Annotated in this window: 1 pseudogene; it reads right to left on the bottom strand. The window is 50.8% G+C overall.

The annotated features are described in order from the left end of the window. Nucleotides 1–10 precede the first annotated feature (10 nt). Nucleotides 11–236, bottom strand: a pseudogene (locus Q5762_RS39640) (hypothetical protein); the annotation flags it as partial.

Genomic DNA, 236 nt, shown 5'->3' on the forward strand with positions numbered 1-236 from the left:
TGAGGCGATCTCAAGCATCGGCCACCTCGGCCAATTGTGCTTCGGCATCGGGAACCGTCAGCTCGCCGGAGAGGAGTTTGGGGAGGAGGGTGTCACGTAGCTCAGAAAGAGTTTTCGATTGACGCAAGTTATTTTTAATAGCCTCAAAGGTACACATGACTACTTCTTCGAACCGTTGACGCAAATCCAGAGGTGCCTGCGGTTGTAAAACCGTATCAAAAGTGGCTCGAGTGATA

This window comes from Streptomyces sp. P9(2023) (assembly GCF_032436795.1).
In the GTDB taxonomy this organism is placed as follows: Bacteria; Actinomycetota; Actinomycetes; order Streptomycetales; family Streptomycetaceae; genus Streptomyces.